Raw genomic sequence first — 26090 nt, 5'->3', positions numbered from 1 at the left:
CGTGGTGACCAGGTCGAACGTGGCTTGGACCCGGGCCTGAACACCGTCGCGGGCGGCGGCGGCGAGGTGTCGATCGTGGGGCGGATGTTGGATCTTGCGCGGTAGGGCGGGACGCGGCAGTATGCAGGAAAGCGCTTGCCCAACGGAGGGTGATGCGAGATGGAGAACAAAGTGCGAAAAACACTACGTAAACTCGTACCCTTGCCCCTGACGCTGGCCGTGAGCCTGTCCCTGGTCGGCCTCACCTCTCCGGCCGCGAGCGCTGCCCCCGCGTCCGGTGCGCGCCAGATGGAGTACCTGACCCGCGGCCTGGTCGCCGCCCAGACGCCGGACGGCATCTTCCTGAGCTGGCGCTTCCTGGGCAACGAACCCGACGGCATCTCCTGGAACGTCTACCGCAGAGACGGTGACGCGGAGTTCGTGAAGATCGCCACGATCGCACCCAGGGACGTGCAGCCCGAGAGCGACTACGACACGAACCCCGGCATCGTGAAAGAGGACGTCACCCCGTCCAACTACACCGACCCGGACGGCGTCCTCACCTCCACCTACCAGGTCGCTCCGGTCGTCGCCGGCGTCGAGGGCGAGCGGCAGGGCATGAGCGTGCCCATGCTGTCCGCCCTGCCCGGCCAGGCGGGCCAGGCCAATCGGGGCGCGGCGAGTTACATCCCGCTCAAGCCCGCGCCGGCTCCCGTACCGCTCGTGCACTTCACCTACCGGGAACAGCGGTTCGGTCCGGGCACCAACCTGAACGCGGCCGACATGGTCGTCCCGGGTACCGGAAACCAGAACTGGTACGTCGTCGACATGGACCTGCTGCGAGGGTTCCGGGTCGCGTACGACGATCAGGCGACCGTGACCCAGGAGCAGCTCGACGGCTGGGTCGCCAAGCTCAACGAGTACAACACGACACCGAACGCTCTCGGCGACGCCACCTACACCAGCGCTCGGCCGCTGACCAACTCCCTGGTGGACGGCAAGATCACAAAGGTGCTCTACGACGAGCTGGAAGCCGAGTTCATCAAGTACGTGGAGAACCTGGACGCCGGCACCACACTGCCCTACGCGAAGACCAGCGCCGGCGCGGTGTACACGTCACAGAGCAGCGCCTACTCCACGCACGACATGACGGTGGGCGACTTCGACGGCGACGGTGAGTACGAGATCGTCGTCAAGTGGCGCAGCACCCAGCAGGACCCGATGTACTCCGAGCCGATCTTCAACGGCAGTAACACCACGACCGCCCCCGAGTACGTCGACGCGTACAAGCTGGACGGCACCATGCTGTTCCGGATCGACATGGGCTACAACGTCCGAGCCGGCAACGACCACGAGACCACCCTGTTCGCCGAGGACTTCGACGGTGACGGCAAGGCCGAGCTGATGCTCAAGACCGCGCTGGGCACCCGGATCGGCAACTGGGACGAGGCGTCGCAGTCCGTCGTCTATCCGGACACCCTCGACACGGTCGTGGGCGGCGAGGACGGCCTGCACGCGACCACGGACAAGTTCAAGGAGTACTTCACCAACGGCGACACCGGTGCTCTCGACACCTACTGGTCGCTGCTGAACAGCTTCGCCATCAGCTACCGCAGCCCGGTGGCCGGAAACGGCAACGACGGCGTCAACGATCCGGCCGTCAAGCGGTGGATCAAGACGTACCACGTCGGTCCGATCGGACCCGCCAAGGACGACCAGGAGTTCTTCTCGGCCTTCGAGTGGGACGCCGCCGCCGGCAAGGGCGTGCTCATGGACAGCGCCCGGTATCCGTTCCCCTACCGGGGCAGCGTCGACGGCGACAACTGGGCCATGACGCCGGCCACCCAGCGCGGCAACTTCTCCTACCTGGCCTTCCCCGGCCCCGGCGCCGGCAGCGGCCCCGCCGACTACAAGTCGCAGATGATGGCCCCGTCGGAAGCCTACTGGCTGGAGAAGCCCTGGAAGGCGGCCTCGTGGGGCGACGCCCAGGGCAACCGTGCCAACCGCTACCTCGGCGTCGTGGCGACCCTGGACGGCAAGCACAAGTACGCGGTCTCCCAGCGCGGCTACTACGCGCGGACCACGTTCGCCGCCTTCAACATCGTCGACGGCAAGGTCAGGCTGAAGGCCGGCTTCGACTCGGCCGACCCGCAGTACTGGTCGCTGGGCGGCACCGCCTACGACTACCAGAACCGTGGCAACCACTTCACCGACTCCGCCGACCTCGACGGCGACGGCCGGGACGAGATCGTGATGAAGGCCATGGTCCTCGGCCTCAACGCCGACGGCACGAAGATCCTGCCCAAGGTGATCAACGGCGACACCATGCCGACGATCGAGGGGCAGAACAGCGTCCCGCCGGTGGCCAACAGCTTCGAGTTCGCCACCGACGCGGTCCGGAACAACCCGCTGAACACGTGGGCACCGCTGCGCCACGGCGACCGCAGCGCGCTGCTTCCGGTCGACAAGGACAACAACATCCGCGTCTGGTCCGGCAGCGAGGAGAACCTGTTCGACGACATCCGTACCGGCAGGCAACACGGCTGGCTGCCCGGTCCGGAGGCCCACGATCCGTTGAAGGGCATGCGGCGCGACGACCAGGGCGAGGTCATCCGGGAAAACTCGATGATCTTCGGCGTCTACGCCGGTACCGACGCCGAGGGCGCGGTGGCCGGCAACTTCTCCAACCGCTGGCCCGGCGCGCAGGGATTCTCCCAGAACGGTGCCCGGAGCATGCTCACCGGTGAGCTGCTGAACGGCAGCAACAACCTGCGCAGCGGCCAGTACGCCATCTGGTTCGGCGGCGGCCTGACGGCCATGGCCGTCAGCGGCGCCACCATCAGCACGGTCGACGACCTGACCTTCGCGCCCACCCCGTACCTGGCGACCGGCATGACGTCGACCGGCAACAAGAGCACCCCCACGCTCAAGGCCGACCTGCTGGGCGACTGGCGCGAGGAACTCGTCCTGCGGGCCAGCGACAACCGTCTGGCCATCGTCACGACCCTGTCTCCGACCGAGTACGGCATCCGGACGCTGATGCACGACCCGATGTACCGCAACGGCGTGGCGAACAAGAACACCGGATACGACCAGTTCGGTTTCGCCAGCTTCTACCTGGGCGACGAGGCGAAACTGCCGTCGATGAGGACCGACATCGTCGTCCCGACCGGACCCGACAGGACCGGTCCGACGATCACGGTGAAGCCGGAGTCGAAGGGGAGGGACGGGGTCTACCGCAAGGTCTCCTTCAAACTGTTCGATGCCGGCAAGGTCGACAGGCTCACCCTGAACGGGGTCGAGAAGGACCTGACCGACAACACCTACTCCGATCTCAACGGGGTCGAGCCGGGCACGTTCGGCGGCAAGGCCGGTGGCAACGAGCTGAAGGTGTACGACGTGGCGGGCAATGTCACGACGCTGACCTTCGTACTGGACGCCACGGGCCCGACGGTGACCGTGAAGGACGGCGCGACGGAGACGGTCGGCACGGCCGCGACCGGGTACGAGCTGGTGTCGTTCAAGCTGTTCGACGAGCACAAGGTCGACAGGCTCACCCTGAACGGGGTCGAGAAGGACCTGACCGACAACACCTACTCCGATCTCAACGGGGTGAAGCCCGGTGTCTCTGGCGCGGCGCTCGGGGCGAACGAACTGAGGGTGTACGACGTGGCGGGCAACGTCACGACCGTGACCTTCACGCTGGTCGGGCCGAAGCCGGCGGTACCGGCCTGGGACTCGAAGAAGGCGTACAAGAGCGGCGACCAGGTGTCCTACCACGGGGCGATCTACATCGCCCAGTGGTGGACGCAGAACGAGAAGCCGGGTAGCTCGGCGACCGGCTCGTGGACCGAGCAGGGGGCTCTCGTCCCGGCGGCCGGAGCCGATGTCCGGGCCTGGACCGCGTCCTGGGTCTACACCGGCGGCGAGACGGTCGCGTACAACGGTCACACCTGGAAGGCCAGGTGGTGGTCCCGGAACCAGCAGCCGGGCGATCCGAACGGTCCGTGGCAGGACCTCGGCACGTACTGACAGCTGACGCCAGGGGAGGGCCGGTCCGCGAGGGCCGGCCCTCCCTGCTGTGCGCGGCCACCGCTGCCGTAGTCCTCCGGTCAGGGCCGGAGCCAGCGGTCGAACCAGGCGCGGGTCCGTCGCATGACGTCGAGTTGGTGGTTGCGTTCCCGGATCGAGTGCCCTTCCCTGGGGTAGATCACGAACTCGTGCTCGACGCCGAAGTGGCGCAGCGACCGGTGGAGGTACACGGCCTGTCCGAGCGGGACGTTGGTGTCCTCGGCGCCGTGCAGGATGAGCACCGGGGTGCGGATGCGGCTGGCGAAGGAGATCGGACTGACCGCGTCATGGGGGTGCGGGCCGATGCCGGACCAGCCGGTGCTGCCGCCGAGCGCGGCTTCGAACTGGCCGTTCTCCCCGGTCGCGGCGAGCATGCCCCAGTCGATGACGCCGGCGCCGACCAGCGCGGCACGGAACCGTTCGGTCTGGCCGACGGCCCAGGCGGACATGAACCCACCGTGGCTCCAGCCGGCGATGCCCAGCCGATCGGGGTCGGCGATGCCCTCGGTGATGAGCAGGTCGATGCCGGTCTGGATGTCGCTCCACTCTTCCTGACCGACCCGGCCGGCGACACTGGCGGCGAACTGGTGGCCCCGTCCCTGCCCGCCGCGGGGGTTGGGCAGGAACACCGCGTAGCCGGCGGTGGCCAGCCACTGTGCGCTGGGAAACCAGAACAGCTGGCAACGGTCGGCGTAGCGGTCGTACGGGCCGCCGTGCACGATGGTGACCAGCGGAAACGGGCCGTCGGACGCGGTTTGTCCGACCGGGAGTACGAGCAGGCCGTCCAGCTCCAGGCCGTCGGCGGCACGGTACGCCAGCGGTTGCTGGGTGCCGAGCGTGATGCCGTCCAGTTCCGGGCGGGTGTCAGTGATCCTCCGCAGTGGCCCGGTCGGTGGCCCGAGGTGGACGTTGGCGGGCTGACAACGGCTGCCGGTCAGTACCGCGAGGTGGTCGCCACCGCGCGTGGTGGTGAGGTTGTCGAGGCGTCCCGGGTGCTGTGACAGGGTCGTCGGGCCGGTGGGGTCGAGTCGGGCCAGGGTCGTGTTGAGACCGTCGGCGAAGACAACCAGCGGGGCGGTGTCGGTCTGCACCAGTTCGGTGGGGCACATCGGCAGACCGGTGGTGCGGTTGCGCAGGACTCGGCTGGCCAGGGCCAGGTCGAACACGGCGGTGCCGGCGTGGAGAACCGGTGGGGTGAGTGCGAGGTAACCGAGGTGCCAACCGTCCTCCGCCGGCCACCAGGCCAGCGAGTGTGCGTCGGCCGCGACCGGTCCGAGCTCCTCCACGGTCCCGGTGCTGGGGTCGAACAGGTGCAGCCGGCCGGTACGGGGGCCGTGGTCGTTGTCGGCGCTGGCCTGGGTGAGTACGGCGAGCGGCCCGCCGTCCGGCCGTTGCCGCAGTTCCACGACGTGCCGGTCGTCGAACACGTCCGGCGTGGTGATCCGGCCGGTGGGCAGGTCGAGCAGGCGCATCCGGGCGCGCGGTTCGCGCTCGCCGACGACAACGGCGTCATCTCGGTCCCGGGCGCGGCGCGCGTCCTGCTCGGTGGGTTCGTCCTCGGCCAGCAGGGCGATCCGGCCGGGGTCGACGAGTGGCAGGTGGTCGATGATGCCGGTACGCCAACCGGTCAACACGGTCACCGTGGCATCGGCGAGGGTGAACCGGTGCAGCTGCGGGATACCGCGCTCGGCGCGGTCGGAGAGGAAGAACAGTGTGCCCGAGTCCGCGGACCAGCGTGGCCGGGACTCCGTGGCGGTGTCGGTGGTCGCCCGGCGCGCCTCGCCGTCGCCATCGGTGTCGGTGAGCCAGACCTCGGTGTCGAGGTGGTCACCGATCCGGCTCGTGGGAGCGAGAACGTAACAGAGCAGGTGCCCGTTTGGGGCGAGAGCGGGGGTCTGCGGGGCGCGACCATCAACCACGAGTTCGGCGGTCAGACCTGTCATGCGACCAGTCTGCCAACCCCGCCCGCGGGCTACGCGTTCGAAGCGCGCAGGTTGACCCGGTGCTGTTCGGCCTGGACGCGCTGTTGAGCGGCAGGGTCAGTCGGCCACCGGCACGGCGGCATCCGCTGCGGGCTGGCGGCGGTGCAACACCAGCATGGTGGCCAGGCCGGCGAGCAGACCCCAGAACGCGGCGCCGATGCCGAGTACGGCAACGCCCGATGCGGTGACCACGAACGTCACCACCGCGGGCAGCAGCATGGCCGGCTCGGAGACGGCGTTGCCCAGTGACGAGCCGAGAGCGGGCAGCAGGGCCAGGCCGGCGACGGCGATCACCAGCACCGGCGGTGAGAGCAGTACGAGCGCGGTCGCCACGCCGGCCGCGAGCCCGAGCAGCACCTGGCCGCCCGCCAGGGCCAGGGTGGCGATCCAGCGCCGGCGCGGGTCGGGGTGCGCCTCGGGGCCGGCGGTCAGGGCGGCGGTGATGGCGGCGAGGTTGACCTGGTGACCGCCGAACGGGGCGCCGGCCGCGCTCACCAGACCGGTGGTGACCAGCGAGGGCCGCAGCGGGGCCTCGTACCCGTAGCTGGACAGGACCGCGGCGCCCGGGACGTTCTGACCGGCCATGGTGACCAGGAAAAGCGGAAGCGCGATACCCACGAGGGCGCTGAGGTCGAAGGTGGGAACGGTCCAGGCCAGGGCAGGTCGCAGGGTGGCGTCGGCGAGGCCCGCGTCCTGCCCGGTCAGGGCGATCGCCGTCACGGCCGCGACCAGCGCGCCCGGCACCGCCCAGCCGCGCGCGTAGCGCAGCAGCACCGCCCAGGTCGCGACGACCGGCACGGCCAGCGCCGGGATCTCCACCAGGGCCCGTACCGGGGCCGTGCACAGCGGCACGAGGATGCCGGCGAGCATCGCCCCGGCGACCGGTCGTGGGATGGCCGCGATCGCGCGCGCCAGCCACGGTACGAGGCCGGCGATCACGGTCAGCGCCGCGCAGACCAGGAAGGCACCGACGGCCGTGGGGAAGCCGCCCGCCACCGGGCCGGCCCCGATCAGCAGGGCCGCGCCCGGCGTGGACCACGCGATGGCGATGGGCATCCGGTAGCGCAGGGCCAGCACCGCGCCCGCGATCCCGATGCCGAGACAGGTGGCCAGCAGCCCCGAGGCGGCCTCGACCGGGCTGGCGCCCACGGCCCGCAGCCCGGCGAGCACCAGGGTGAACGAACTCGCGTAGCCCACGATCGCGCTCAGCAGGCCGGCGACGACCGGTCGTACCCAACCCATCAGCGCCCCTTCCCGCCTGTTCCGTAAACGGAACGGGCAACGGGTGGCACCATACGCAGATGACCAGGCGCGGGACAAGCCCCCAGCACCCGGGGACGGCAGTGGGTCGGCGGCTGCGGGAGCTACGTGAGGCGCGTGGGCTGACCCTCTCCGAACTGGCCCGGGTGGCCGGCGTGGGAAAGGCCACGCTGTCTGGGCTGGAGAACGGCACCCGCGATCCCCGGCTGGAGACCCTCTACGCGATCGCCGCCGCGCTCGGTGTGCCGATGAGCGCGCTGACGCTCGACCGCGGCGCCCCGGCCTCGGCCGCCTCGCCGGTGCGGGGCGAGGCGGTGGTGTCGACACTGCTGGAGGTCTTCGAGGAACCCGCCGCCACCTACGAACTGTTCGCCCTGCGTATCGTCGTCGGCGTCGAACAGGCCTCGCCCGCCCACCCCGCCGGCGTGACCGAGCACCTGACCGTCTTCCGTGGCCAGGCCCGGGTCGGTCCGGTCGGCGCGCCCCTCTCGGCGGGCCCGGGAGAGCACGTCTCCTGGGCCGCTGACACCCCGCACCTCTACGCCACCGTCGGCCCGGAAGAGGTCGAGGCGAGCCTGCTGATCCGCACTCCCCGCCGCTGATCGAGATCAGAGGTCGAGGGCGATCTGCTCGGCAGGATCCCGACACCCCGCGGCCGCACACGCCCGTCGCCCGGGCCCGCAGGTGGCCGCACGGACGGAACGTCACGCCGTCGCCGAGGCCGCGTCAGCTGTCCGCGTCGGGAGGTCGCTTCGGCCAAGCGGTCAGGGACGTACCGGGTACCGGAGCGCGGTGCGCAACTGATCGTGCAGGTTGGCGTTGGAGTACAGGCCACCGCCCTGATCGCCGGCACGTCCTCCGGTCCGGTCGGTGAAACGGCCGCCCGCTTCCTCAACGAGGAGGATCCATGGCGCGTGGTCCCAGATGTGGTACCGCTCGACCAGGAAGGCATCGGTTTCGCCACGAACAAGCTCGACGAGGGGGAGCGGGCTCGCCGGTGCCCGACCCCCACTTCGGGGGAGACGGGCCCGGGACGCGTCGTCCAGAGCGTCGAGCCGAGCATCCGCCAACGTCGAGGTGGTGCTGACTTCGAGGCGCTTCGCTTCGGCCTCCTCGCGTGGCCAGGACGACTCGAAGGCACCGCCGCCTCGGGTCGCCCACCAGCAGCGTCGTAGCGCGGGTGCGGTGACGACCGCGATCTCGGTACGCCCGGCAACCTCCAGCGCGAGGTGAACGCGCCAGTTCGGGTCGCGCCGGCTGAAGAACGACGTACCGTCCACCGGGTCGATGATCCAGACCCGGTCGGACTCACCGAGTCGGCCGAGTTCCTCGCCGAGGAGCGCATCTCCTGGCCTCGCGGCAGCCAACGTCTCGCGGAACAACCGCTCGACCGCCCGGTCGGCTTCGGTGACCGGTGTGCCGTCGGCCTTCAGCGTTGCCGGAACGCCAGACTCGAAGTAGGCGAGCGCGAGGTTCGCCGCCAGATCCGACGTGTCGAACGCGAGTTGCAAGTCCTGAGCGCTGCCCACGACCGACGACGCTAGCAGCCCGGTCAGCGGTGACCCGCGTCAGTTCCGGTGACTGGGTCGGCCACGCGGATCTGCCGTCGACGGTTCGGCACCCCGGCCCAGCAGCGTGGTCATGCCTCACCGTCCCGGGCGGACGACGACAGTACGCCGGGCCGGGCGTCGTACTGACGCGGCTTCCCGGCGCGGGTGGCCGGTAGGCGCGACCGGGGTGGCGGTGCTGCCGGCCGCCGTACCGACGGACGGCGTGAACCGTCGGCGGTTCGCCGGGCGTCGGAGCTGGTACCCGGAGACTGGTTCCTCGGGAATTGGCCGACTGTCTGTCACATAGGATCCGGCGACCACATCCCCGGAGCTGGAGGAGCCTGTCGTGACGCGCTCGGCGACGTTCCTGCTGGAGTGCCTGCTCGGGGCCGGGATGCGCGACGTCGTCGCAGTGGAGCCGGCGACGGGTGGGGTCGCGGCGCTCGCGGGCATAGCCACCCGCCGGGGTGGCCCGCCGGTGTTCGTCAAGGCCTTCGCCGACCCGCCGGCCGACGACGTCTTCGTCGCGGAGGCCGAAGGGTTGGCCGCCCTGCGCCAGCTCGGCGGCGTGGTGACACCCGAGGTGGTCCTGGCGGACCGGGACCTGCTGGTGTTGTCGCTGCTGCGGCCGAGGCCGCACAGCGAGACCTTCTGGGAGCAGTTCGCGCACGTGCTGGCCCGCCTGCACACGAGCACGACCCAGCCCCGCTTCGGATGGCACCGTGACAACTGGTTGGGCCGCCGCCGGCAGGTCAACACCTGGGAAGACGACGGCTTCGCCTTCTTCGCACAGCACCGACTGCTTCGGTGGCTCGGCGAGCCCCGCGTCGAGGCGGCGCTCGACCCCGGGGACCGGGCGGCGCTGGAGCGGCTGTGTGACCGGCTGCCCGACCTGCTGCCGGACCGGCCGGCCTGCCTGACGCACGGCGACCTGTGGGCACAGAACATTCTGGCTGCTCCGGACGGGCGGCCGGCACTGATCGACCCTGCGGTGTCCTACACGTGGGCCGAGGTCGACCTCGCCCACGTGTGGTCCACCGCGCCCCCGCCCGAGGCACACCGGTTCTTCGAGGTCTACGCGGAGCTGACCTCGCTCGATCGCGACTGGCGGAACCGCATGCCTATTGTCCAACTGCGACAACACCTCGCCGTGCTGGCCCAGTTCGACGACGACTGGGGCGCGGCCGACCAGATCCGTGCCACCCTCGCGCCGTTCCGGACCCGGGGCTGACCAGAGGCCCGACATCCGACTGCGGCTGCCTCGCGAACGGGCGGGGGCTTTGTCGTCGCCGGCCGCCTCGGCGCCGAGCCTCGTCAACCAGGCCGGTGTCGCGTCGCCCGGCCGGCTAACCCGGGTTGCCCCGGCGGGCCGTGCTGAACCGACGTTGGTAGGCGGCGGGGCTGATCGACAGCTTCCGGGCGAAGACCCGTCGCATGCTTTCGTAGCTGGGGAACCCGGCGAGGGTCGCGGCCTGCGTCGCGGTGTGCCCCTGGTCAAGCAGTGCCCTGGCCATGTCGAATCGGATGTTCTCCACGTAGCGGGCCGGTGTCGTCGACAGCTCGTCGTGGAAGAGCCGGGTGAGCTGCCGGGTACTGACGTTGAGGTGCTTGGCGAGTTCACCGAGCGAGTGGCCGCCGCGGGGGTTCGCCGTCACCAGGTCGGTGATCTTGCGGAGCGCCGGCGAGCGGGGCGGCGGTCCTTGCAGCGGTGCCGAGAACTGGGACTGGCCGCCCGCCCGCTGCATGTACACCACCAGGGCGCGGGCGACCTCGCGCGCCAGGTCGGGCCCGTGGTCCTCCTCGACGAGGGCGAGCGCCAGATCGATGCCGGCCGTCACCCCTGCCGACGTGTACGTGGTGCCATCGCGGACGTAGATCGCGTCGGGCTCGACGCGGCAGGTCGGATACCGGGCGGCGAGCTCGTCCGCGACCTTCCAGTGCGTGGTGGCGCGCTTGCCGTCCAGGACGCCGGCGGCGGCGAGGACGAACGCGCCGGTGCAGACCGACGCGACCCGGCCTGCCACAGCCGCCGGTACCCGGGCGGCGTCCGCGAGGTCGGCGGGAACCCGGGTACGCGGATAGAGGTCGGACCCGGCCACCAGGAACGTGTCGGAGGCCGGCTCCGGAGCGACGGCGCCGTCGACCGCGATCCGGATCCCGAGGTTCGACGCGACGTCCGCACCGGTCGGCGACAGCAGTACGATCCGGTAATCGGCGCCGAACCGGTTCGCCTCTTTGAACACCTCCGCGGGACCGGCGACGTCGAGCAACGTCACTCCGTCGTAGACGAGGACCGCGACGCGATGGGTGCCGACATTCACCGGTCCGGTCTCTCCCGAGCCGGATCCGTGCGGTGAGCGGCCGGGCGCCGGCGGTACTGACCGCCGTCGGGTCGGCGGGACAGCGGGCGTGGACACCGCTTATTGGTAGCACGCCATTACCGGGGATGACGGGCCACCGTAAGCGGAGTTGCTCACGTTACCTCTACCGCGTGTGAGCGAACTCTCCGTGGCGCTGGATTCCCCCGAGCCCGAACTCGCGCTGTCCGGATATGAGGGAACCCTGGCCGGACGAAGGCGGCGGCGACGACGATTGGCGGAGAGCATGGAGGTCGGAAAACGGCCCTACACATTTCCCGGAAGGTCACAGATCATGTCAGAGGTCATCGCGGGACTGGAGATTCCTGAGACAGCGGCGGTCGCCGAAGCGACCAGACACATCCAGGAAACGACCAGCCCTCTCATCTACCACCACTCCCGGCGGGTCTTTTTCTTCGCCCTTATTCACGCGAACAAGCTGGGCGTGAAGCCGGATCCGGAGCTGTTGTACGTGGCGTCCATGTTCCACGACTCCGGCCTCCTGACCCCCTTTTCCGACGTCGAGCAGCGCTTCGAGGTCGACGGCGCCGACCACGCGCGCAAGTTCCTCCTGGACCGTGGTTTCCCGACCGCCGCCGCCGAGACCGTCTGGACGGCGATCGCGCTGCACACCACGCCGGGTATCCCGGACCGGATGGCCCCGGAAATCGCGACCATGTACCTCGGTGTCCTGACCGACGTGCTCGGCCTCGGCCTAAACGAACTGGAACACGATCAGCTGAGTGAAATTCTCGCCGTCCATCCACGAGGCGATTTCAAGAACGGGTTTCTGCGGGCCTACGTCGACGGCCTGAAGAACCGCCCCGAAACCACGAACGGCACCGTGAACTCGGACGTGCTCGAGCACTTCGTCCCCGGCTTCAAGCGGGTGACGACGGTCGAGCGTATGGTCGGCTCGCCCTGGCCGAGCTGACGGGCCGGGATCGCCGTTGGTCGCCGGTGTGGCGCAGGGCCTCGTCGCCGGGACCGGGTCGGCTGCTCGCCGCCGGGGGCGGGTCGGCGGCCCGCCCGGGCCGTCATGACAGTCCTCGCGCCGGCCGCTGCCGGCGAGCATTCCGCCCTGCCGGCCGCCGTGCCAAAACCTCGCAATCTCCGCATTTACCCCGAGTTCGTTTGAAAGGATTCGCGCATGCGAGCGATCACCGTGCGAGACCGTGACGCGGGTGTCGGCGGCCTCACCCTGACCGACATGCCCTACCCCACCACGGCGGAGAACGACGTCATCGTGCGCGTGCACGCGGCAGGCTTCACCCCCGGAGAACTCGCCTGGCCGGCAACGTGGGTCGACCGCGCCGGCCGTGACCGGACACCCAGCATCCCCGGGCACGAGCTGTCCGGAGTCGTGGTCGAACTCGGCTACGGCACCACCGGCCTCACCGTGGGCCAGCGGGTGTTCGGACTGACCGACTGGGCCCGCAACGGGTCTCTCGCCGAATACACCGCGGTGGAGGCTCGCAACCTCGCCCCTCTCGCGGCCGACATCGACCACACCGTCGCCGCCGCGCTGCCCATTTCCGGACTGACCGCATGGCAGGGACTGTTCGACCAGGCCCACCTCACGACCGGCCAGAGCGTCCTCATCCACGGGGCCGCGGGCGGCGTCGGCTCGATCGCCGTGCAACTCGCGCGGGAGGCGGGCGCCCGCGTGATCGGCACCGGCCGGGCCGACGACCGTGACGTCGTGCTCGGCCTCGGCGCGCAGGCCTTCCTCGATCTGGACGCCGACGATCTGCGACACGTCGGCGAGGTGGACGTGGTCTTCGACGTCATCGGCGGCAGCATCCTCGAACGATCGGCCGAACTGGTACGCCCGGGCGGCACGCTCGTCACCATCGCCATGCCGCCTACCGTGCAGCCCAAGGAGGGGCGGGCCGTCTTCTTCGTCGTCGAACCTGACCGAGCCCGGCTGACCGACCTCGCCCAGCGCCTCCGGACCGGACGGCTCGACCCGATCGTCGGCGCCGTGCGACCGCTTGCCGAGACGGCCGCCGCGTTCGCCCGGCACCGCCGCACGCCCGGCAAAACGATCATCCAGGTCGCGGACGAACAGGGAACACAGCACTCCTGACCCAGTGTGCGGGCACCAGTGGCGTGCTGGTCGCCGGCACGACTGAGCGTCGTCGGACGCCCCCTGCGACGGAGCGTCGACCGGCCACCGCCGGCAGGGTTTCGCGCCCGGTCAGGTGGCTCGCGAAGGCGCCGGCCGTCGGGCTGTGGTCGTGGGTCAGGGCCGTCTGACGACGCGCCGGGACACGGCACGACGCGGGTGACGCGCCATTTCAACGTACGGCGGAGCACGTGAATGCTCGCGCCGGACTTCCAATCTGACACTGCCGGACCCGGCTGCACATCCGAAATGAGGAGCTTGAATGGCCAAGGTGATAGTTGGGGCGACCCCCTTCCAGGGGCACGTCAGCCCGGTCCTCACCGTCGCGGCGGACCTGGTGGAGCGTGGTCACGAGGTGGTCGTGTACACCGGATCCCGGTTCGAGGAGCGTGCTCTGGCGATCGGGGCGCGGTTCCAGGCGCTGCCGCCGGAGGCCGACCTCGACGACCGGAGGCTGGACACCCTCTTCCCGGTACGGGCCACGCTGCCACCGGGCCCCGCCCAGTTGTCGTTCGACTTCGAGCACTTCTTCCTCGGCCAGCTGCCCGCGCAGGTGCGAGGTCTACGGGCGCTGCTGGCGAGGTTCCCGGCGGATGTGGTGCTCGGCGAGCTCGGGTTCTGGTCGATACCGGTGCTCAGCCTCTCCACAGCGCCGCAGGAACGCCCGACGCTCGTGACGCTGGGCTCGGTTCCCCTGCTGATCCAGAGCGAGGACACCCCCGCGTTCGGCGCCGGCATCCTGCCCACGCCGGGCGAGGAGGCGCGTGCCCGCAACCGGGCCATGAACGCTGAGGTGCGCCGGATCTTCGCCGAGTTGCAGACCTTCGGCGAGGCGACGCTCGAGTCGTTGGGCGTGACACTGCCCGGCTACCTCTTCGACGCGCCTTTCCGTCGTACGGACCACTACCTGCAACTGACCGTGCCCAGCTTCGAGTACCCCCGGAGCGACCTTCCGGCGCACCTACGGTTCGTCGGTACGCTTCCTCCAGCCCCCGGCGGGGACTACGAGGAGCCCGTGTGGTGGCCCGAGCTGTCGGCCGGTCGTCCGGTGGTGGTCGTCACCCAGGGAACCGTCGCCAACACCGACCTGAACGAACTGGTCATCCCGACCGTGCGTGCCCTCGCCGACCTCGACGTCCTCGTGGTGGCCGCCACCGTACGCGAGGACGGGCCGGACCTGGTACGCCGGGCCCTGGTCGACGTGCCGGACAACGTGCGGCTGGCCGGCTTCGTACCGTTCGACCGGTTGCTGCCGCACGCCGACGCGTTGGTCACCAACGGCGGTTACGGCGGTGTGCAGACCGCCCTGTACCACGGGGTGCCGCTGGTGGTCGCCGGTGCCAGCGAGGACAAGCCGGAGGTGGCCGCCCGCGTCGAGTGGAGCGGCACCGGGGTCAACCTGCGCACCGGCACGCCGGCGGTGGCCGAGTTGCGTGCCGCGGTGCGGACGGTGCTGCACGACCCGGGCTACCGGTCGCGGGCCGGGATCATCGCCAAGGAGATCGGCCAGTACGACCCGTTCGAGTCGATCGCCGAGATCGTCGATGAGGCCGCCGGGTAGTCTCCGGCGGGTGAAGGAGACCGTGACCTATCTGGAGATGAGGGCCCGCGAGCGGTTCACCCCGGCCGACCCGGTGCCTGGCCTGGCGCTGGAACCCCTGGACCGGAACTCACCGCTGGTTGTCGAGCTACAGGTCAGGATCGGCACTCCGCATGGATGGAGGTGCGCGAGCCGCACCGCGCAGGAGTGGACCGCCTGGTTCGCGGAACATCCGGACCGGGTGTTCTGGCTGCTGTCGTTCGACGGTGAACCGGCGGGCCTGGTCGCCTACGATCTCCACCCGGACGACGAGGTGGAGATCGAGACCTTCGGGCTGGTACCGGAGTTCATCGGCCGGCGCCTGGGCGGATACGCGTTGACTCTCGGGATCCGGCGGGCCTGGGACCTGACGCCCACGGTGAAGAGGGTCTGGTTGCACACCTCGTCGGTGGACCACCCGCACGCGCTGCCCAACTACCACCGCCGAGGATTCCGCACCTTCAGGACCGAGCAGGGCGAACGGGCCTGACCTGGCGGGCCGGCCGTCCGCGGCCCACCTCGGGTGCGGCAGCGGACGGTCGGCCCGGTGCGCGTGACGGTCTGCCGTCCGGTGCCACGGGCTACTCCTCGGCGAGCAGGCGTGCGGCGGGCAGCCGGCGGTGCAGGGTCGCCGGGACGAGGGCGGCCAGCGCGGTGAGCAGGACGCCCGCGGCGGCGGTGAGCCCGGCGATCAGGACGAGCCGTGCGGTCAGTTCGCCGACCAGTAGGCCGGTGGCGGCCAGTCCGGTTGCCGCGCCGGTGGTGGCGCCGAGCAGGCCGATCCCGACGCCCTCGTACGTCACCAGCCGGCTCAGTGCCGCCCCGGTCCAGCCGGCGGCCCGTAACGTCGCCAGCTCGGCGGCCCGGTCCCGGATGTTCAGGTAGAGCACGTCGGCCACGGCCGCGGCGCCGAGCAGCACGGTGGCGGTCGCGGCAACCGTGTCGGCCGGCCGCACGCTCAGCGACACGGCGTCGCCGAGCAGGTTGCCCACCGCCGTTCCGTGGAACGCGTAGGTGATCCCGGCCAGCAGGGTGAGGGCGGCGATGCCGATGCCGAGGGCGACCGCGCCGAGCGCGGTCCGGCCCGGCATCCGGGCGAGGTTGACCAGGGCGAGACCGAGCACTCCGGGGGCTCGGCGGACCCGCCGGACCGGTACGACGGCGGGGCGCAGGGCCACCGCCGGATGGGTACGGCCCGCCCGCAGCGCCGGTGCCGCCCCGGCGACCAGGGCGAGCAGCAGCGCCACCGGTACGGCGAGCAGTGCGTGCCGCCACCCGACGTCGATCTCCAGCAGCGCGGCCAGCGGTACGGTGAGCCCCAGCGCGAGCAGACCCGCCAGCAGACCGAGCAGGGTGACCTCGCCGAGCAGGACGGCGCCGATCCGCCGGGCCGGCCAGCCCAGGCAGGCGAGCACGGCCAGTTCCGACCGGCGGTCCCGTACGGCGGCGGAGACCGCGTTGACCAGGAACAGTACGCAGACCACCAGGACCAGCAGGAACAACCCGAGACTCTTCCGGTCGACCGCGCGCACCAGCACCGACGCGACGCCGAGTGCCGACCAGCCCTCCCGGAGCCGTAGTTCCGGCCGGCCGAACGTGCCGGCGGGATGGGTGACGGTCTGCGGGGCCGGCGACGAGCCGAAGGTGACGTCGACGTCAAGCCCGGTACGCACGGCGATCTGCTCCGCGATCAGCCGGACCCGTTCGGCGGCCTGGTCGGTGTAGCCGTCGACGTCGGCGACCCGGACCCGGATCGCGCTGATCGGGGCCGCCGCCTGGTCCCGGGCGCCCCGGCCGTCGAGCAGCCCCGGCAGCGCGGTGAGACTGGTCAGCAGCAGCGGGGGAGCGGAGAGGTAACCGCCAGGGTTGCCGCTGGGCAGCAGCGGCCGGTCGCCGAGCGCGGCCCGGCTCGCCTCGTCGGCACCGGTCGCGGTCGGCGGCTCGTACGTCTCCAGCGGCACCTCGGAGAGCCCGCTGAACGCGGTCAGCCGCTCCGGGTCGAACAGGCCCACCGCCCGCCAGCCCAGCCACGGGAACTCATCCCGGTCGCGTAGCACCCGCTGGTGCACCGGGCGGAACGAAACGTCCTCGACCAGCCAGGGCACCAGCCGGTCCGACGACTCGGGAGTGCCGTACACCGCCTGGTCCACCGGGTGGGTGTGGGGTCGCAGACTCCCGTCCGGCAGCTGCTCGTACCCGGTCGGCCCGGCCTGCACCACCGTGCTGAGCCCGCCCGTGTGGAAGTCGGCGGTGAGCGCGAGACGGAGCCGGGCCAGGTACGTGTCGGTCAGGTCGGCGCTGCCGTGGCCCGCCGCCACCCCGGTCAGCCGGCCGAGTGCCTCGGCCTGTGCGCGCGGTCGGACGCCGGCGACCTGGCCGGGGCGGAGTCGGGTGTACCGCGCGTCGACCGTCCCGTCGACGTAGGGACGGGTGGTGGCGAGCACCGGGACGTCCCGGGCCTTGGTGCCGTCCCCGAGTGGGACCTCGACCGGCGGTTCGTCGGGGCGCAGCGGGCGGCCCTCGGTGACCGCGCCGCCCAGTCCGAGCAGTCGGTCCTCGGCGACCGGGTCGACTGCGGCGAGCAGGAACGGCACGTACCAGACGACGGGTATCACCAGCCGGTCACTGACGAGTTCGTGGCCCGGGATCCTCGGGTCAGTGTTGAGGTGTGGTGAGTTCTCGAACCGTCCGTCGGGTCGCAGTCGGGCGGTCAGCAGCGCGGTGAAGCGGGAGTCGGCGAGGGTACTTCCGTTGACGCGCCGGTCCGGGGAGATGCCGCAGACCGGCGCGCTGCGGCCGTTCGGCAGGATCTCCCGGGGGGCCAGCATGCCGGAACTGCCGCACTCCGGGTGTGCGTACCGGTTGCCGTCGCTGTGCAGCGCCGGATCGTTCAGCACCCCGTTCTCCCACATCGGATAGCTCAGTGGGTTCCGGGTCAGGTAGACGTACCGGGGGCCGCCGACGGAACGGGAGAGTCCGCGTTCGGCGAGGAAGGTCGGGTCGACCCGGATGACCTGGCGGTCGAGGGTCCGGTCGACCGCGTCGGTGAGGTCGAACTCGGCCCACATCGGCACCATCGTGTAGCCGACCATGGCCACCGGTGCGGTGACCTCCACCCCGGGGACAGCCTTGACCTGTTCGTACTGCACGGTGGTGATGCCGCCGAAGAGGCCGGAGAGGTAGTTCGGCCGGACCAGATCCCGCTGCTCCTCCAGTGGCGTCCGACTGCCCTTCGGACGGACGAGTACGTCGTACGCGGCCCGGGTCTCGCGTTCCACCCGGTCGCTGAGCCGGAGTTGGGAGGTGGTGGTGGCGCCGGTCAGTACGACAAATCCGGTGGTCGCCACCAGCATGCCGGTGAACAGTGCGATCGCGCGGCCGGCCCGGTTCCGGAGCTGCCGCCAGATGAACCGCAGCATCGGGTCCTCCTCCCGTCCTAGGCAGACCGTCCTAGGCAGACACTGTGCGGGATGCATTGTGACAATGCAAGGGCTGTCGCCGGGGCCAGCGATCGACGGCACGTGCGGGAGGGCTGGCCGGATTCCGGACGCCGAGGAGGCCGCCGACGAACCCCGGTGCGCTGACCGAGCACATGGGGAGCGGAAGCGGTGGGACGCCGAATGCCGTACCCGCGGTCGGTATGGGCACGGCCGCGGGCCTCGGGCGTGGCCCGAGGAGCTGTGGCCGTGCGCCGGGTACCGACACGGGACAGTCGGCGCCCTCGTCCTCGACCGGCGAGGCGGCCGCGAGCGCGGGTGTCGTGGACTTCACTACCACGGTTACCGCTCCACCGACCACGAGCGCCGCCACCGTCAACGCGACGGCCGACGATCGGAGTCTGGAGCGGCCTGAGCGGATGATCATCTAGGGATTCCTCTCCTGAGGGGTGGTGGTCGGCGTCGGCGGCGATCGGGCTGTCGCCGGGTGTGGGGGATGCCGGATCCGGCGTGCCCGTGCTGGCGCAGGTGCCGTATCCAGGGTCGGACCGGTGCGCGGACCGGCGGCGCCGGCAGAACCGGTTCGGGCGGCAGGCTTCTTCGCGGCGGGTGGGGGTGGCTCCCGGGGGTGCGCGGGCCAGGTTGTCGTGCTGGCGTTTGTCCCGGCCGCACAGGCAGAGGTTACGAAAATGTTGCGATAAATTCAAGACCATAGATCTCTGTGATGACCTGCCCTTCTGTTCCAGCCCGCCAGGTGTCACGTCGGTCAGAGGTGGCCAGGGTCTCGAAACTTGCCGACCAATCGTCCGAAAGTTGCGCACCTCCTTGATCGAAGCCTCGGACGGCGACGGGGCGAGATCCGCAGGGCGGCCCAGGCGAGCAGAGGGGGCACCGGGGATGCTCGCCGGTGCTGCCGGACGGGGCCGCTCCACGACCTGGGCGCGTCCACGCTCGTTGCCGCGACACGCCCACCGCGAAACCCGGCCCGGCACCCGCTTCCCGGGCCACGACATCGAGTCACCCGGCCACGGCCGGCCGCCGGAGCGGGGGTACCGGCGTCACACCGTGTCGTGCCATCCTGGCCGGATGCGAGTCGCCTCGATGTACACGTACCCGGTGAAGGGGTGCCGCCGGATGGACCGCGACACGGCGCGGGTCGAGCCGTGGGGCCTGGACGGCGACCGGCGCTGGCTGATCGTGGACGAACACGGGCTCGGCCTGACCCAACGCCAGCACCGGGAACTGGTGACGATGCGGGCGGTGTCCCGGCCGGGCGGGCTGACCCTGGACGCGCCGGGGCTGGCCCCGCTCGAGCTGGCCGAACCGACCACCGGCGAGGCGGTCCAGGTGCGGGTGTACCGGGGGCGGCCGCCCGCACCGGTACGCGCCGCCGGCCCCGAGGCGGACGACTGGCTCCACCGGCTGTTGGGGCGTACCGCCCGGCTGGTCTGGCTCGGTGACCCCACCGGCAACCCGGTTCCCTGGCCGGTTCCGACGGGAGTCGGCGCCGAGCTGAGTTTCGCCGACGGCACTCCGCTGCTGCTGGCCAACACCGCGTCGCTGGACGCGTTCAACAACTGGCTGTTGGAGTCGGGCAGCCCCGAGGGGCCGCTGCCGATGATCCAGTTCCGTCCCAACCTGGTGGTCAGCGGTGCCGAGCCGTGGGCCGAGGGTGACTGGGTGGGCCGGCGGATCAGAATCGGCGGGGCCGTGTTCCAGGGCGCCGCCGAGTGTGGCCGCTGTCTGATCGCGACGATCGACCAGGAGACCGGGAAGCGGGGACGGGAACCGCTGTGGATGCTCGCCGCACGGCGGAACGTCGGCCGGAAGCTCCTCTTCGGTCTCCAGATGACGGTGCGGACCGAACCGGGCGGACCGTCGGGCGGAGAGCGGACGGTCAGCGTCGGCGACACCGTGGAGGTGCTGGACTGACCGGGCCGGCCTGTTCGGCGGGTGTCACGCCGGCGGACCACCGACCGTCGGCCAGGACCGGTGCCAACGCGTCGATGACTGGTCAGCCGGTGGTGGTGAGGTCCGTCGTGGCGGCCAGCTCGGTCACCACGTCGACCATCCGGCGTAGCGCGGGTGAGGTGTTGTCGGGCAGCCAGACCATCTCGGTTGGTGCGGTCTCCCCGACAAGCGGTACGAACACCACGCCGCTGCGGCGAAGATTCTGTGCCGACCAGCCCAGCCGGGTGATCCCGACGCCGGCCGCGACGAGGCCGAGCAGTCCTTGCACGCTGGTGTCCCGGGCGACGATGTCGGGGGTGAATCCGGCGGCCCGGAAGTTCTCGTCGAACGTGTGGTGCCAGGGCTCCCAGGAGCTGTGCGGGGTCATCACCCACCGTTCGTCGGCCAGTTCGGACAGGGTCAGTTCGGTGCGGTCGGCGAGCGGGTGTCCCTCGGGCAGGACGACGCACACCTGCTCGGTGGCGATGGTCCGGGCGGCCAGGCCGGGGACCTGAGGGGGACGGGTGAACGCGAGGTCGTATCGGCCGTCGAACAGGCCCTCGACGAGCAGTCCGATCGTGGTCTCCTCGGTGCTGAGTCCCACCTGGGGAAGACGTTCCCGGGCGGCCCGGATCACCGGTGGGAGCAGGTGGTTCGCGGTGGTGGCCAGAAAGGCCAGGTGGAGTTGGCCGGTTTCGCCGCGTACGGCCCGTCGGACCACCGCGACGGCCTCGTCGGCGCGGTCCAGCACCGCGCGTGCCTCGGGCAGGAACAACGCCCCGGTATCGGTCATTCTGGTACCCCGACTGTCTCGGTCGAACAGTTTCGCGCCGAGTATCCGTTCCAGGGCGTTGATCTGCTGCGACAGCGACTGCTGCGTGATCATGAGTCGGCCGGCCGCCCGGGTGAAACTCGACTCCTCGGCGACGGCGACGAAGTACCTGAACTGCCGAAGATCAGGGGTCACAGGCCGAGACTACCGCCGTGGCGGGTAGCCGGCGCTGGCCATGGCCAACCATCCACCAGCACCATCGACCCTGCCCACGACGGACACCGACGGGAGCGGGCGACGGTCGGCGCCTGGCCCGCATCCCGGTTGTGGTGATCCGGGAGGCGGGCCAGGCTGACGACTCAGACGACCCGGTGACGGATCCACCAGAAGCAGAACGCGGCGAGCAGGGCGGCCAGACCGACGAAAACTCCGGCCTCCGCCCACTGCAGGGGCCAGAAGTGGCTGCCGGGGTGGTAGAGAAGGTCCTGGCGCAGGCCGAGCGATCCGAGCCACTCCTGGCACCTGACGTGGCTGCCGTTCGGGCCGCAGGTCGTGAAGTCGACGGGACCGGTGAAGGTGGATCCGTCGCTCGTGACCGTGCGGTTGCCGACGGTCCAGGCGCCTTCCACCGGTTCACCGACGACATTGATCGTGCCGCTGTCGGGGCTGATGGAGATCCCCATGAGGTTCTGGACGTCCAGCGCGATCGTCTCGTGTCGGGCCGGGATCAGGTGTGCCCGTACCCACAGCGGCATGGCCACCACCGCTCCCACGTGGATCGCCAGGGTGGCCGCGATCGCGGGAACGACACGGCGCAGCAGCATCCCGGTCGTGACGCCGAGCAGAAAGGCGAACAGGGCGTACGCGACGGGCACGATCCCGCGCGACCCGAACAACAGCGGCAGCATCCGGTCGTGGGAGGCGCTGTCGACACGGTGGGACCAGACGGTCACCGCCCAACTGAGCAGGCCGGTGCTCGTCGCGGCGATCGCGCAACCCGCCCCGAGCTTGACCGCGAGCCAGCGTGTCCGGGTCACCGACTGGTTCCACGCCAGCCGATGGGTGCCGGTCTCCAGTTCGCGGGCGATCAGCGGAGCACCCCAGAAGATTCCGAGCAGCGCCGGGAGCACGTACGCGGCACCCAGCGCGGCGAGGTACGTCGGGAAGGCGGCACTGCTGCGGAACCGGTCGAGAAACGCGGTGACGAGGCCCGCGCAGTCGCTCCGACAGGCGGCGACGTCGGCGTACAGGTCGGTGATGAGGCGCGCGGTGACCAGGAGCAGGACGCCGAACGCCGCGAGCGCCGCCGCCGCGATCAGTGTCTGGGAGCGGAACTGACGCCAGGTGAACCAGATCATCGGGTGGGCTCCAATACCGGCCGGGACGACATGGCCTGCGACATGTACGACAGCACCAGGTCTTCAAGGGTGAGCTGCTCGACGGTGAACGAGGTCCCGTCGAGCGGAACGTCGGCGCGGACGATGAGGGTGGACTGCCGCTCGACGTGACTCTCCTCGATGATCTCCATCCCGTCGGGCAGGTCGTCGAGGTCGCGCCGGGGGCCGGTGAGCCGGAAGTGACCGTCCAGCAGGTCGTCGACGTCGCCGGCGACCCGCACCCGGGAGGCGACCAGCACGATGAGGTAGTCGCAGACGCGTTCCAGGTCGGACATCAGATGGGAGGAGAGGATCACGCTGGCGCCGTGCTCCGCCGTGAAGCTCATCAGTCCCTTCAGGAACTCTCGGCGGGCCACCGGGTCCAGACTGGCCACCGGCTCGTCGAGGATGAGCAGCTCGGGCCGCTTCGCGACGGCCATCGTGAGCGCCAGCTGGGCACGCTGACCACCCGAGAGCCGGCCGGCCTTCTGGCGGAGATCCAGGCCGAGCTGGGCGATCCGCTCCTCGGCGGTCGGCTGATCCCACCGTGGATTGGCGGAGGCGCCGAACCTGAGGTGGTCGGCGATCGACAGGCCGGCGTAGACCGGTGTGTCCTGCGCGACGAAACCGACCTTGGCCAACTGGGCCGTACCGGACGCCGGTCGGCCACCGAGGACCTCGATGGTGCCCGCCGTCGGGGTCAACATGCCGGCCGCCAACTGGAGCAACGTCGTCTTGCCGGCACCGTTCGGGCCGACCAGCCCGACGACTCTGCCTGCCGGGATGTCGAGGGTGCAGTCGGACAGTGCGAGATGCCGTCCGTACCGCTTCGTGAGACCCACGGCCCTCAGCGCGGGTTCGGTCATGTGGACTCCTCGATGCTGGTGCGGACGGTGGTCGCGATCAGGGCCTCGATGCTCTCGCCGTCCAGGCCGGCGGCGCGCGCCTTGTCCAACCAGGCGCGCAGTTCCGCACGCAGTGACCCGTGCGCGGCGAGTGACTGATCGGTCAGGGTGCGGGTGACGAACGTGCCCACCCCCGGCCGGGCGGTGACCAGGCCCTGGTGTTCGAGTTCGCGGTACGCCTTGAAGACCGTGTTCGGGTTGATGGCCACCTTGGCGACCACTTCCTTGACGGTCGGCAGACGGTCCCCCTCGACCAGCAGCCCGAGCCGCAGCGCCTGGCGTACCTGCTGGATCAGCTGCATGTAGGGAGCGACACCGGAGCGGCCGTCGAGATGGAACTCCATCACCGCGTTCTCCCATTTCCCTAGATGCCTAGTACTATAGGGATGGATCCGGGGTACGCGTCAAGACATTCACGTGGGGCGGTGTGCTCGGGCCGGCGACGGCGGGCGTCGGACAAGCGCGGGGTCGGCCGAGCCGGGTCCCGGCCGGCGGCGGGGTGCCTGACGGCACTCGCCCTGGCAGCGGGGCTGCGGCCTCTCGATCCCTGGGTGCGGCGAAAAAGTTTCGTACGCGTCGCCCGGTCATTGAAGTAGGGCAGCGATAACTTTTGTCATCTGCGGAAAAAGTTCACCAGCTCTTGATCAAAACCCAGTGCTCGGGAGCATGGTCCGATGCGTCCACTCCCCATGAGTACCCGTCGCCTCCTCCTCGGCATGGTCGCCGCGGCGGTCGCCGTTCTCGCCGTCCCGCCGCCTGCGGCGGCACACGGCACTCTGGCGATGTCGACCCCCGCCGAGGGCGCGACGGTGACCGGGCCGCTGTCAGCGGTCGAGCTGTATTTCACGGAGCGGGTCGCGTCCCACGCCTACTTCACGATCATCGCGCCGGGCGGTGGTCGGGTCGACAGCGGCTGGACGCACGGTTCGCCGAAGCCGCTGGACAAGCCGGTGCGCGAGTACTTCCTGGTGGAGGGGAAGTTCGAGCCGCGCGAGTACACCACGGGCTTCCCGGCGGTGGTGACCGTGGCGCACCTACCGGCCGCCGGTCAGTACTCGGTCAGCTATCTCTCGGTCGCCTCGGACGGGGATCCGGTGCGCGGCACGCTGACGTTCCGCTACACCGGCCCGGCGACCCCGGCTCCGCAGGGCTGGAGCCCGCCGACCAACCAACCGGACCCGGCGCTACTGGCCGCGGCCGACCGGCACGGTACCCCGGACCAGGTTCTGCCGACGTCCGCCGCGCCCGCGCCCGCTCCCGCCTCCGCTGAGGCGCCGGTGGCCGCCCCACCCGGGGAATCGGACGAGACCGGTGGCGTCGGGTGGGTCGCCTGGACCGGCTGGGCGTTCGCGTTCGTGGTCGTGGTCGCCGGCCTCGTGGTGTGGCGTACCGGTGGGCGGTTCGCGGTCGCGAAGACCCGCTCGAGCCGGTCGGCCGCCCGGCCGGCGGACCCGCGGCGTGGTCGCCCCGGCGGCCCGAACTCGACAACGAGGCACGGCACCGGTTCGCGGGCCAGGAAAACAACGGCAGCGGGCGCGGGTGCCGTCATCCCGACCACCCGGGGAGGCGGCCGGGTGGCCGTCCGACCCGTGAACGACACCCCGCCGGCCGGGGCGGAAGCGGAGAATGTCGTCCCGACGGTGGCGGCCGCCCGGCTGGGGCCGAGCAACACCCGGCTCGCGCTGCTGGCCGGCGGTCTGGTGGTGTCACTCCTGGCCGGCTTCGGGTTGGGACGGTTGGATGACGGCGGTCGGGCCGGCGGCGGTTCCGCGACCGTGCCCGCGGGCGGGGCGCCCGCGTCGGATGCCCGACGGTCGGCAGTGGATGGACACCAACACGGTCCGGGTACCGGTCCGCACACTCACACCGGCGACGCCGGTGCGGCACTGGCCACCGGTACGACGGTCAGCGCCAACGGCTACACCCTCCAGCCCGTGCGGCGTGACCAGCGGCCCGGACAGACCGTGGACTATGCCTTCCGGATCGTGGGGACCGACCGGCAGGCCGCCACGCGGTTCGCGACCGTGCACGACAGACCGCTGCACATGATCGTCGTCGGCCGGGACCTGTCCGGATACCAGCACCTGCACCCGACGATGGCGGCCGACGGCACCTGGAGCGTGCCGCTGCGGCTGGCCCGGCCGGGCGGATACCGGATCTACGCCGACTTCACCGTCATCGGTGCCGACGGCACCACCCAGCTGCCCCTGGTCCTGGGGGTCGACCACGTCGTGCCGGGTGCGTACACGCCGGTCCCGGTTCCGGCGGCACAGCCGCAGGCGACGGCGGGCCCGTTCGCGGTGTCGATGGAGGGCACACCCACGGTGGGCGTGATGACACCACTGCTCTTCCGGCCCAGTCGCGACGGTATGCCGGCGGCGGCCCAGCTCGAGCGCTACCTGGGCGCGTACGGCCACCTGATCGTCGTCCGCGAGGGCGACCTGGGCTACGTGCACGTGCACCCGGAACCGGAGCTGGTGGACGGGGCGGTGACGTTCTGGCTGACCGCACCGAGTGCCGGCCGGTACCGGGCGTACTTCGACTTCCAGGTCGCCGGCCGGGTCCAGACCGCTGAATACACACTGGACATCTCCTGACGTCGACGTTGTCGGCGGGTCGGGTCGGGTGAGGTGGTGCTCGCGGTGGCCGCGCCGTGGCCGCCGGTGTACGCACCGCCCGTGGCTGCTCCGGGCGGTGCGCCGGCACCGGTGTCGAGGGGGCTTTTGTCGAGCGTTGCAAAAGTT

18 protein-coding genes are annotated in these 26090 nt (G+C 70.9%); 9 read left to right on the top strand and 9 right to left on the bottom strand.

Features of this window, described 5'->3' with window-relative positions:
* Positions 1 to 201: 201 nt before the first annotated feature.
* Positions 202 to 4011, top strand: a complete 3810-nt coding sequence (locus V1633_RS29105; protein ID WP_331217491.1) for a rhamnogalacturonan lyase family protein — start codon at positions 202 to 204, stop codon at positions 4009 to 4011.
* Positions 4012 to 4091: 80 nt separating this feature from the next.
* Here V1633_RS29105 and V1633_RS29100 read toward each other — a convergent pair whose 3' ends face one another.
* Together V1633_RS29100 and V1633_RS29095 are read right to left on the bottom strand one after the other, a co-directional pair.
* Complete coding sequence (locus V1633_RS29100) at positions 4092 to 5993, bottom strand: S9 family peptidase (RefSeq protein WP_331217490.1); 1902 nt, start codon at positions 5991 to 5993, stop codon at positions 4092 to 4094.
* 96 nt (positions 5994 to 6089) lie between these two features.
* Positions 6090 to 7274: a benzoate/H(+) symporter BenE family transporter gene (locus tag V1633_RS29095; RefSeq protein ID WP_331217489.1), complete on the bottom strand. Its 1185-nt coding sequence runs from the start codon at positions 7272 to 7274 to the stop codon at positions 6090 to 6092.
* Between the two features lie 59 nt (positions 7275 to 7333).
* On the opposite strand from V1633_RS29095, the gene V1633_RS29090 reads away from it, so the two are divergent.
* Complete coding sequence (locus V1633_RS29090; RefSeq protein ID WP_331217488.1) at positions 7334 to 7894, top strand: helix-turn-helix transcriptional regulator; 561 nt, start codon at positions 7334 to 7336, stop codon at positions 7892 to 7894.
* Positions 7895 to 8056: 162 nt separating this feature from the next.
* On the opposite strand, the gene V1633_RS29085 is transcribed toward V1633_RS29090, so the two are convergent.
* Positions 8057 to 8821 (bottom strand): inositol monophosphatase family protein, encoded by a 765-nt coding sequence (locus tag V1633_RS29085; RefSeq protein WP_331217487.1) that lies wholly within the window; start codon positions 8819 to 8821, stop codon positions 8057 to 8059.
* 367 nt (positions 8822 to 9188) lie between these two features.
* Here V1633_RS29085 and V1633_RS29080 point away from each other — a divergent pair, with 367 nt between their 5' ends.
* Complete coding sequence (locus V1633_RS29080) at positions 9189 to 10073, top strand: fructosamine kinase family protein (RefSeq protein ID WP_331217486.1); 885 nt, start codon at positions 9189 to 9191, stop codon at positions 10071 to 10073.
* A gap of 115 nt (positions 10074 to 10188) precedes the next feature.
* On the opposite strand, the gene V1633_RS29075 is transcribed toward V1633_RS29080, so the two are convergent.
* The gene (locus V1633_RS29075) at positions 10189 to 11163 is read right to left on the bottom strand and encodes a GlxA family transcriptional regulator (RefSeq protein ID WP_331217485.1); all 975 of its coding nucleotides are present in this window, start codon (positions 11161 to 11163) and stop codon (positions 10189 to 10191) included.
* A gap of 172 nt (positions 11164 to 11335) precedes the next feature.
* Here V1633_RS29075 and V1633_RS29070 point away from each other — a divergent pair, with 172 nt between their 5' ends.
* The 4 genes from V1633_RS29070 to V1633_RS29055 all read left to right on the top strand — a co-directional run bounded on the left by V1633_RS29070 (position 11336) and on the right by V1633_RS29055 (position 15396).
* Positions 11336 to 12133, top strand: coding sequence for an HD domain-containing protein (locus V1633_RS29070; protein WP_331217484.1), 798 nt, complete (start codon positions 11336 to 11338; stop codon positions 12131 to 12133).
* A 216-nt stretch (positions 12134 to 12349) separates the two neighbouring features.
* Complete coding sequence (locus V1633_RS29065; RefSeq protein WP_331217483.1) at positions 12350 to 13288, top strand: NADP-dependent oxidoreductase; 939 nt, start codon at positions 12350 to 12352, stop codon at positions 13286 to 13288.
* Between the two features lie 301 nt (positions 13289 to 13589).
* Positions 13590 to 14888, top strand: coding sequence for a glycosyltransferase (locus V1633_RS29060; protein ID WP_331217482.1), 1299 nt, complete (start codon positions 13590 to 13592; stop codon positions 14886 to 14888).
* Positions 14889 to 14898: 10 nt separating this feature from the next.
* Entirely contained in the window at positions 14899 to 15396 is a 498-nt protein-coding gene (locus V1633_RS29055) for a GNAT family N-acetyltransferase (RefSeq protein WP_331217481.1), read from the top strand.
* 91 nt (positions 15397 to 15487) lie between these two features.
* On the opposite strand, the gene V1633_RS29050 is transcribed toward V1633_RS29055, so the two are convergent.
* Positions 15488 to 18325, bottom strand: coding sequence for an FtsX-like permease family protein (locus V1633_RS29050; RefSeq protein ID WP_331217480.1), 2838 nt, complete (start codon positions 18323 to 18325; stop codon positions 15488 to 15490).
* Between the two features lie 1104 nt (positions 18326 to 19429).
* On the opposite strand from V1633_RS29050, the gene V1633_RS29045 reads away from it, so the two are divergent.
* Positions 19430 to 20275, top strand: coding sequence for an MOSC domain-containing protein (locus V1633_RS29045; protein ID WP_331217479.1), 846 nt, complete (start codon positions 19430 to 19432; stop codon positions 20273 to 20275).
* 82 nt (positions 20276 to 20357) lie between these two features.
* On the opposite strand, the gene V1633_RS29040 is transcribed toward V1633_RS29045, so the two are convergent.
* The 4 genes from V1633_RS29040 to V1633_RS29025 form a co-directional block, all read right to left on the bottom strand.
* The gene (locus tag V1633_RS29040; RefSeq protein ID WP_331217478.1) at positions 20358 to 21260 is read right to left on the bottom strand and encodes a LysR family transcriptional regulator; all 903 of its coding nucleotides are present in this window, start codon (positions 21258 to 21260) and stop codon (positions 20358 to 20360) included.
* Between the two features lie 164 nt (positions 21261 to 21424).
* A complete protein-coding gene (locus V1633_RS29035) occupies positions 21425 to 22423 on the bottom strand; it encodes an ABC transporter permease (RefSeq protein ID WP_331217477.1) in 999 nt (332 codons plus the stop codon).
* Entirely contained in the window at positions 22420 to 23307 is an 888-nt protein-coding gene (locus tag V1633_RS29030; RefSeq protein WP_331217476.1) for an ABC transporter ATP-binding protein, read from the bottom strand. Before V1633_RS29030 ends, V1633_RS29035 begins: the two co-directional genes overlap by 4 nt.
* Entirely contained in the window at positions 23304 to 23693 is a 390-nt protein-coding gene (locus V1633_RS29025; protein ID WP_331217475.1) for a GntR family transcriptional regulator, read from the bottom strand. Before V1633_RS29025 ends, V1633_RS29030 begins: the two co-directional genes overlap by 4 nt.
* Before the next feature lie 327 nt (positions 23694 to 24020).
* On the opposite strand from V1633_RS29025, the gene V1633_RS29020 reads away from it, so the two are divergent.
* Complete coding sequence (locus V1633_RS29020) at positions 24021 to 25943, top strand: copper resistance CopC family protein (protein WP_331217474.1); 1923 nt, start codon at positions 24021 to 24023, stop codon at positions 25941 to 25943.
* The last annotated feature ends 147 nt before the right edge of the window (positions 25944 to 26090 follow it).

The sequence above is a fragment of the Plantactinospora sonchi genome (assembly GCF_036422035.1).
In the GTDB taxonomy this organism is placed as follows: domain Bacteria; phylum Actinomycetota; class Actinomycetes; order Mycobacteriales; family Micromonosporaceae; genus Plantactinospora; species Plantactinospora sonchi.
This window is presented reverse-complemented; position numbering and strand designations above follow the sequence as displayed.

What these genes read in the sequence shown, in the direction of transcription:
- V1633_RS29100 (WP_331217490.1), bottom strand. Translation starts at nt 5,993, where the DNA reads ATGACAGGTCTGACCGCCGAACTCGTGGTTGATGGTCGCGCCCCGCAG.
- V1633_RS29095 (WP_331217489.1), bottom strand. Translation starts at nt 7,274, where the DNA reads ATGGGTTGGGTACGACCGGTCGTCGCCGGCCTGCTGAGCGCGATCGTG.
- V1633_RS29090 (WP_331217488.1), top strand. Translation starts at nt 7,334, where the DNA reads ATGACCAGGCGCGGGACAAGCCCCCAGCACCCGGGGACGGCAGTGGGT.
- V1633_RS29065 (WP_331217483.1), top strand. Translation starts at nt 12,350, where the DNA reads ATGCGAGCGATCACCGTGCGAGACCGTGACGCGGGTGTCGGCGGCCTC.
- V1633_RS29060 (WP_331217482.1), top strand. Translation starts at nt 13,590, where the DNA reads ATGGCCAAGGTGATAGTTGGGGCGACCCCCTTCCAGGGGCACGTCAGC.
- V1633_RS29050 (WP_331217480.1), bottom strand. Translation starts at nt 18,325, where the DNA reads ATGCTGCGGTTCATCTGGCGGCAGCTCCGGAACCGGGCCGGCCGCGCG.
- V1633_RS29045 (WP_331217479.1), top strand. Translation starts at nt 19,430, where the DNA reads ATGCGAGTCGCCTCGATGTACACGTACCCGGTGAAGGGGTGCCGCCGG.
- V1633_RS29035 (WP_331217477.1), bottom strand. Translation starts at nt 22,423, where the DNA reads ATGATCTGGTTCACCTGGCGTCAGTTCCGCTCCCAGACACTGATCGCG.
- V1633_RS29030 (WP_331217476.1), bottom strand. Translation starts at nt 23,307, where the DNA reads ATGACCGAACCCGCGCTGAGGGCCGTGGGTCTCACGAAGCGGTACGGA.
- V1633_RS29020 (WP_331217474.1), top strand. Translation starts at nt 24,021, where the DNA reads ATGCGTCCACTCCCCATGAGTACCCGTCGCCTCCTCCTCGGCATGGTC.